Consider the following 6,803-nt stretch of genomic DNA (forward strand, 5'->3'; position numbering starts at 1 on the left):
TTAGCGAAGCACGGCGTCCGGCGCGAACAGCTCCAGGTGCCCGCTGCGCAGCTGGAACTTCTGCACCTTGCCCGTCGGCGTCATCGGCAGCGCGTCGACGAAGCGGATCGACTTCGGCACCTCGAAGCGGCCCAGGCGCTCGCGGCAGAAGGCCAGCAGCTCGTCCTCGCCGCAGGCTTCGGCGGCGGGGCGCCGCACCACGAAGGCCGCGACCGCCTCGCCCCAGTGCGGATGCGGCAGGCCGACCACGGCCGCGGCGCCCACCGCGGGATGGGCCAGCAGCACCGCCTCGAGCTTGATGCTCGAGACGTTCTCGCCGCCGGACTTGATCATGTCCTTCTTGCGGTCGAGGAACAGCATCTGCCCGTCGGCCTCGAACATGCCGATGTCGCCCGTGTGGTGCCAGCCGAAGCGGCGCGCCGCGGCCGTGGCCTCGGGGTCCTTGATGTAGCCGAGGAAGACGTTGGGGCCGCGATGGACGATCTCGCCGATCTCGCCCGGCCCGAGCAGCCGGCCGTCGTCGTCCATCACCGCGGTTTCCACGCCCGCCACCGACATGCCCCAGCAGTTGCCGTCCTTGCCGGGATGGTCGCTCGCGCGGTAGACCATGGTCGGCGGGTACATCTCGGTCTGGCCGGTGCCCAGGCGCACGTCGGCGCACATGTCGCTGCGGATCTGCGCGAGCAGGTTCTTCGGTATCGGCGCCAGGCCGTACATGCACAGGCGCAGCGACGACAGATCGGTGGCGGGGCGCTGCGGATGCTTCATCAGCGCGTCGTACATCATCGGCAGGCACGACAGCCAGCTGATGCGCTCGCGCTCGATCGCCGCCAGCATGGCCGCGGGATCGAAGCCGCTGGCCAGCCAGATCGTGGCGCCGGTCAGCAGCGCGCCCATGCTGATGGTGTGCTGCGCGCAATGGAACAGCGGCAGCACCGAGCCGACCACGTCGTGTTCGGTGGCCTCGAAGCTCTGCGCGCAGCTCAGCAGCGCGCCGTGCACCGAGCGGTGCGAATGCATCACGCCCTTCTGCTTGCCGGTGGTGCCGCTGGTGTACATGATCAGCGCGAGCTCGTCGTCGCCGCCCGGCGCGCCCAGCGGCTGGGCGGGCGCGCGCGAGGCCAGTGCGTCGAAGGGCAGGGTGCCCTCCGGGGCGGGTTGCGTGCCGCCGATCACCACCGTCAGCAGGCCCAGGCGCTCGATCAGCGCGCGCAGCGCCGGCACGGCGAGCAGCGGCGCATCGATGAAGACGGCGCCGACCTCGGCATGGCTCAGCACATGCTCGATAGCGGCCGCATCGAGCTGCACGTTGACCGGCACCCAGACATTGCCGGACTTGTGGATGGCCTGGATCGCGCTCAGGTGCTCGATCGAGTTGAGGCACAGGGTCGCGATGCGGTGGCCCGTGAACCCCTGGTCGCGCAGCGCCTCGCCGACGCGCTCGCTGCCCGCGTCGAGTTCGGCGAAGCCGATGCGCCGCTCGCCCTGGATCACGGCGGTCTTGTCGGGATGGCGGCGGGCGCCGCGGCGCACGATGTCGGCGAGGGACACGCGCGCGATGGCCGCGCGTTCGGGGTCGATGGTCTGCATGCGAGGGTCTCCTGAAGGGGGCGAAGCGAAGAGGGGGTCACGGTTCCACGAAGAAGTCGATCAGCGGCTCGACGCCCGGCGTCACGAGGTAGGGCCCGAAGTCGGTGATACCGGCCTCGCGCAGCACCTGCTCGTCGAGCAGCAGCTGGCCCGTGAGCTCGCGGCTCGGCCGGGTCAGGATGTGCCAGGCGGCATCGGCCATGACGGCCGGCACGCGCGCCTGGCCCGCCACCTCCGGCGCCGCGATGCGCAGCGCGCTGGTGGCGATCACGGTGCGCGGCCACAGCGAGTTGCTCGCGATGCCGCGTTCGCGCAGTTCCTCGGCCAGGCCGCGGCTCAGCATGCTCATCGCGTACTTCGAGGTGGTGTAGGCCGCATGGCGCGCGAACCACTTGGGGTTCAGGTCCAGCGGCGGCGACAGCGTCAGGATGTGCGGATTGGCCGCCTTCTCGAGGTGCGGCAGGCAGGCCTGCGCGCAGAGGTAGCTGCCGCGCGCATTGATCTCGAACATCAGGTCGTAGCGCTTCATCGGCGTGCGCTCCACCGTCTCGAGGTGGATCGCGCTGGCGTTGTTGACCAGGATGTCGATGCCGCCGAAGCGCGCCACGGCGGCATCGACGGCGGCGCGGACCTGGGTCTCGTCGCGCACGTCGACCACCACCGCGAGCGCCTGGCCGCCGGCCGCGACGATCTCCTCGGCGGCGCTGTGGATGGTGCCCGGCAGGCGTGGATCGGCCGTCGCCGTCTTGGCCGCGACCACGATGTTGGCGCCGTCGCGCGCGGCCCGCAGCGCGATGGCCTTGCCGATGCCGCGGCTCGCGCCGGTGACGAAAAGGGTCTTGGATTTGAGGGAAGGCATGCACGCTCCGGAGACGCGATCTCCGATCGCGGGATGCGCAGGCTATGCGCGCCGGGCGGGGCGGCGCTTGCGCGGACTGGCTGGCGTGGCGGCGTGCGGCAACTCAGCCAATCGACGCAAGACGCGACAGGCCGCGCGTCATGGGTCTCGAGACCGGCGGTCGATTCCAACAAGTTATCAACTCATTCTCAACTCGAAGCATTTGCAAATGCTCCTCGCGAGAATCAGAGCAAAATTTAAATAAACCCCTTAATTTCACATGCATTCGTACGCTCGCAATTGTTAATATAGATTCAGCAAATTAGCTTTTGAAAGAATATAATTTCCCTCATATCCGTCACTTATATAGTTCATAATCCCAAGAAATCCACAAAATCCTTATCCGGAGCTCACCCCGTCCAGACTCAAGATTGATAATGCATTGCGATGGAAATGAGTATTCGCACTCATTTTTAAATTTCATTTTTCATAAACATACAAAGCGGCCGAAGCCGCCGGGGCAGGGGATGAGGGAATCAGCAGCAAGACCAGGTGAGGACGCATGTCGCGGGCCCGCCGACCTGCCGAGCGCACGTGGCGAGCGCTCCACGCGAACCGTGGAGGGCCGGGCGCCATGACGTCGAGCAAGAACACGAATCCGTCGGCGTTCCAATCCATTTCCTCCCTGGCCTTGATCTTCGGCGACGAGCACGAGCGCGGTCCCTTGCGCACCGCGCTGGATTCGCAGGGTTTCACCTCGGCCGCCTTCGATTCGGTGCAGGCCCTGTGGGATTCGATCTCCCTGGGGCGTCGCTACGATGCCCTGGTCGCGTGCGCGGACAAGGCATGGAACCAGCGGCGCTGGGCCAGCTTGCGCGGCGTTGTGAAGCTGCCGGTCCTGGTCGTCATATCGCGCGACGCGATGAACGTGGCCTCCACCTTCAACGACGAACCGCTGAACAGCGAACGCGTCGAGTTCGTCACCGCGCCCGTCAATGGCGCGGAGCTGTCGATGCGACTGCAGCTGCTGCAATCGCGAAAGCTGGCGCCGGTCGATCTGCCGGCCGAGGAGGACCTGGTCTGCGGCGGCTACTACTTCAAGCGATTGCGGCGCATCGTGATGGTCGATGGCGAGGAGGTTCGCCTGCAGCCGCGCGAGTTCGACATCGCGCTCATCCTGTTCGAGAACCTCGGCAAGGTCATCACCCGCGAAGAGATCGAGACCCGGCTTTTCGATCGGCTCGCCAATCCCGGCTCGCGCGTGCTCGACGTGCACATGACCCGCCTGCGCAAGAAGCTCGAACTCGGGCCGCGCAGGGGAGTTCAGCTGCTCACGATCTACGGGATCGGCTATCGCCTGGTCGTGCTGGGCTCGACGTTCACTTCGTAGCGCCCGGGGCGCCGCTGCATCGCCGCCGCCGTCAGCGCGAAATCGGCGCGCGGGCAGACGCCCCCCGAAGGCGCGCTGCCCGTGCGAAGAACGCCGGCGATCTCAGCGGTATTGGAGCGTGAAGGTCGCGGTGCCGTCGGCGCGCCCCGGCCGCATCCTCGCGGCGGTCTGGTAGTAGCGGGCCGTGTAGGGCACGTCGTAGCTGCCGTTCTTCATCGGTCCGACCTGCATGCCCTCGCCGAAGCGCACCGGTTGGGCATCGCCACCCAGGAGCTGGATGCCCACGCCCGTCGCGGTGCCCGCGCCGTGCTGCGTGATCCTCAGCACTCCCTGCCGGTTCGACGGGTCCTGGGTCGCGTCCATGCGCAGGTCGACCCATTTCTGCAGGTTCGGATTCGCCTGGCACTGGAGCCGGATGCTGAACCTCCGATCGCCCGTCGTGGAGTCCATGCCCTTGAAGTTGCTGACGGACACGCGCCCGAGTTCCACCGGGATGTTGCGCGAGCCGGCATCGACGGCGCACGAGGGCGTGATGATCGTGATGCCGCTGACATCGCCCGAGAGGATGGTCGTCAGCGCCGACCAGTAAGGCTCGCCATCGCCGTAGTAGCGGGTGTAGGTTCCGCCCGCCAGCGAGCCGCTGCCGGTGCTTTCGGCCGTCTTGATCAACTCCACCTGGAACGACGTGCCCGCCGCCAGTTGGCCGGTGCCACTGGGGGTCGGCATGGTGTGCGGGTAGTAGACGAGAAAAGACCCGTCGATGACGCGCGAGAGCCGGATGCCGATGCCCTGCACCTGCGTGGAGTAGACGTTGAAGAAGCCCGGTACGGGCGAGCCCTGCAGCACCGTTCCGTAGACATAGCCGCCGCCCCGGCAATTGAACATGAGATCGCCGGTGCCGCTGACCCAGATGGGAAAGCTTTGCGTCTTGATGGTTCCTCCGACCGCCAGTCCGTCGGGGACGTAGACGTTTCCCATGTTCATGTAGACGATGTGTTCGTACGCGCCCGGATAGCGCACGCACGCCGCCCCTGCGCCCTGCATGCCTGCCAGCCACAGCGTGGCGAGGGGCAGCACGAGGCGCGCCAGCTTCCACACCATGGCGGCCGCTCGATGGACGGATCGACGATGCCAGTTTCTCATTCTGTTTTCCTCTCGGCGTTGGTGTCCGCGTCGCACTGCCCCGCGATCTCGCGGATCGGCGGCGGACTGGTTACTTCGGGCAGCGCATACGACACGCTGCATCGGTCGCCGGTGCGACGGCCCCAGATCACGGTCAGCGTCCCGGCCGGCTCGGCCCCGCTGACGAAGGCCTGGCCATCGGGACCGACGATGCCCAACTCCTGGCCCGTTTCGTTCTCGATGCGCGAACCGAAGGGCATGGGCTCCCCGTTGCCCCTCGTCAGCGTCAGCATCAGCCGATGGCCCACCGCGGTCTCGAAGGTCGCGCGCACCACGGCGCCGCGCGTGGGCACCACCTCGGTCGCGGCGTTGCGGACTTCCACCGTGTCGCCGAGGTCCTGCGTGCGCACGGCCAGGCGGTTGATCCGATAGGGCGACAGGTTGGAGACGACCGCGATGCCCGCGCCATCGGTCGCCACGCCGGGTTGCGATTCGATGCCCACGCCCGGTGCCTTGGGCAGATGCACCAGGGCAATGGTGTCGCCCAGCGGTTGCGCCAGCGTCAAGCCACCGCCATGCAGCAGCAGCCCGCCCGCCATGCCGAAGTTCGCCTGCCGATGGCTGGCGCTCTGCGAGATCCCGCCCTCGAAACGGCCGATCCGCGACAGGTAGCTGAGGCTCGCATGGCTGGTCGACCCCTGCGCGTGAATGCGATTTCCGGACAGGTTGTAGGTGAGACTGGCGTCCTCGAGCGCGGTGCCGAACACGCTGGCCTGGTGGCTGGTGCCGCCGCCGCGCTCGTGCGATACCGTGTACTGGACGCTGGCCGCGGAGCCGCCGAGCGGAATGCTCAGCGTGAACATGATCTGGTTGTTCGGCGCGCGGCCTTGGCTGGTGCTGCGGTTGTAGTGGATGCTGTAGCCGAACTGCCTGTAGTTGCCCGAGTAGCCCATCTGCACCAGGCTGTCCTTGGCACCGGTTCCCCAGTAGCTTTGCTGGCGCGCCGAGGCGAACACCGAGCCCCGGTCGCCGAGCCGCTGCGACAGCTCCAGCCGCAGTTCGTTGCGGCGGTTGTGGAGGCGCTCCAGCGGATCCAGCCCCTGCATGTCCGAGGCCTCCTGGAAGGTGCGGTAGCCGCTGGTGGAATAGCGATAGCCCGCCACGCGCACGGTGGTGCCCGCATCGAAGGCCTTGGCATACAGGAAGCGCACCGATTGGCCGTTTAAGCGTTGCTCGGCCGGGAACGGCGTCGGCACCGAGGCGCGCGCGACCGACAGGTCGGCGGACACGGCACCGAAGGCGCGCATGTTCTTGCCCACGCCCGCCATCGCCGACAGGTAGCGCCCCGAGGCGATCAGCCCGCCGTAGACGCTGTAGCCGTTGCCCAGGCCGTGTGCCACCGTGCCTTGCGCGAAGGCCGGTTCGGCACGCGCCGGTCGCCGCCAGCCCGGGAACGACAGCGGATCGCCAGCGCGAAATTCCCGGGAAGAGAAGGAGACGCTCCCGCCGCGCGCGCCGCGGGTACTTGCCGAGCGTGGCCGAGTAGCGCCAGGTGCCTTCGCGCAGCAGCGTGGGCACCGCGGAGAACGCCTGGATGTACCGGGTCTCGCGGCCGTCGGCCTCGACGATGCTCACCTCGAGATCGCCGTTCGAAGCCGTGGGATAGAGGTCGTCGATCACGAAGGCGCCCGGCGCCACGAAGGTGCTGTAGATGGTGTAGCCGTTCTGCCTGACCGTCACGCGCGCATGGGTCTGCGCGATCCCGCGGATGGTGGGGGCGTAGCCCTGCTGGCTGTCGGGCAGCATCGATTCGTTGGTGGCGAGTTGCACGCCGCGAAACGCGATGCTGTCGAACAGGTTGCC

At 67.6% G+C, this 6,803-nt stretch carries 5 protein-coding genes; 1 reads left to right on the forward strand and 4 read right to left on the reverse strand.

Features of this window, described 5'->3' with window-relative positions:
• Both ACHMXE_RS12140 and ACHMXE_RS12145 read right to left on the reverse strand, forming a co-directional pair.
• Nucleotides 1–1,590, reverse strand: a complete 1,590-nt coding sequence (locus ACHMXE_RS12140) for a class I adenylate-forming enzyme family protein (protein ID WP_395346176.1) — start codon at nt 1,588–1,590, stop codon at nt 1–3.
• A 37-nt stretch (nt 1,591–1,627) separates the two neighbouring features.
• Entirely contained in the window at nt 1,628–2,449 is an 822-nt protein-coding gene (locus tag ACHMXE_RS12145; protein WP_395346177.1) for an SDR family oxidoreductase, read from the reverse strand.
• 613 nt (nt 2,450–3,062) lie between these two features.
• Here ACHMXE_RS12145 and ACHMXE_RS12150 point away from each other — a divergent pair.
• A complete protein-coding gene (locus ACHMXE_RS12150) occupies nt 3,063–3,818 on the forward strand; it encodes a winged helix-turn-helix domain-containing protein (protein WP_395346178.1) in 756 nt (251 codons plus the stop codon).
• 102 nt (nt 3,819–3,920) lie between these two features.
• Here the strand turns inward: ACHMXE_RS12150 and ACHMXE_RS12155 are convergent, their stop codons facing one another.
• Nucleotides 3,921–4,919 (reverse strand): fimbrial protein, encoded by a 999-nt coding sequence (locus tag ACHMXE_RS12155; protein ID WP_395346179.1) that lies wholly within the window; start codon nt 4,917–4,919, stop codon nt 3,921–3,923.
• A gap of 38 nt (nt 4,920–4,957) precedes the next feature.
• Nucleotides 4,958–6,340 (reverse strand): fimbria/pilus outer membrane usher protein, encoded by a 1,383-nt coding sequence (locus ACHMXE_RS12160; RefSeq protein WP_395346180.1) that lies wholly within the window; start codon nt 6,338–6,340, stop codon nt 4,958–4,960.
• Between the last annotated feature and the right edge of the window lie 463 nt (nt 6,341–6,803).

Origin of the sequence: Variovorax sp. UC122_21, assembly GCF_044056785.1 — a bacterium.
In the GTDB taxonomy this organism is placed as follows: Bacteria; Pseudomonadota; Gammaproteobacteria; order Burkholderiales; family Burkholderiaceae_C; genus Variovorax.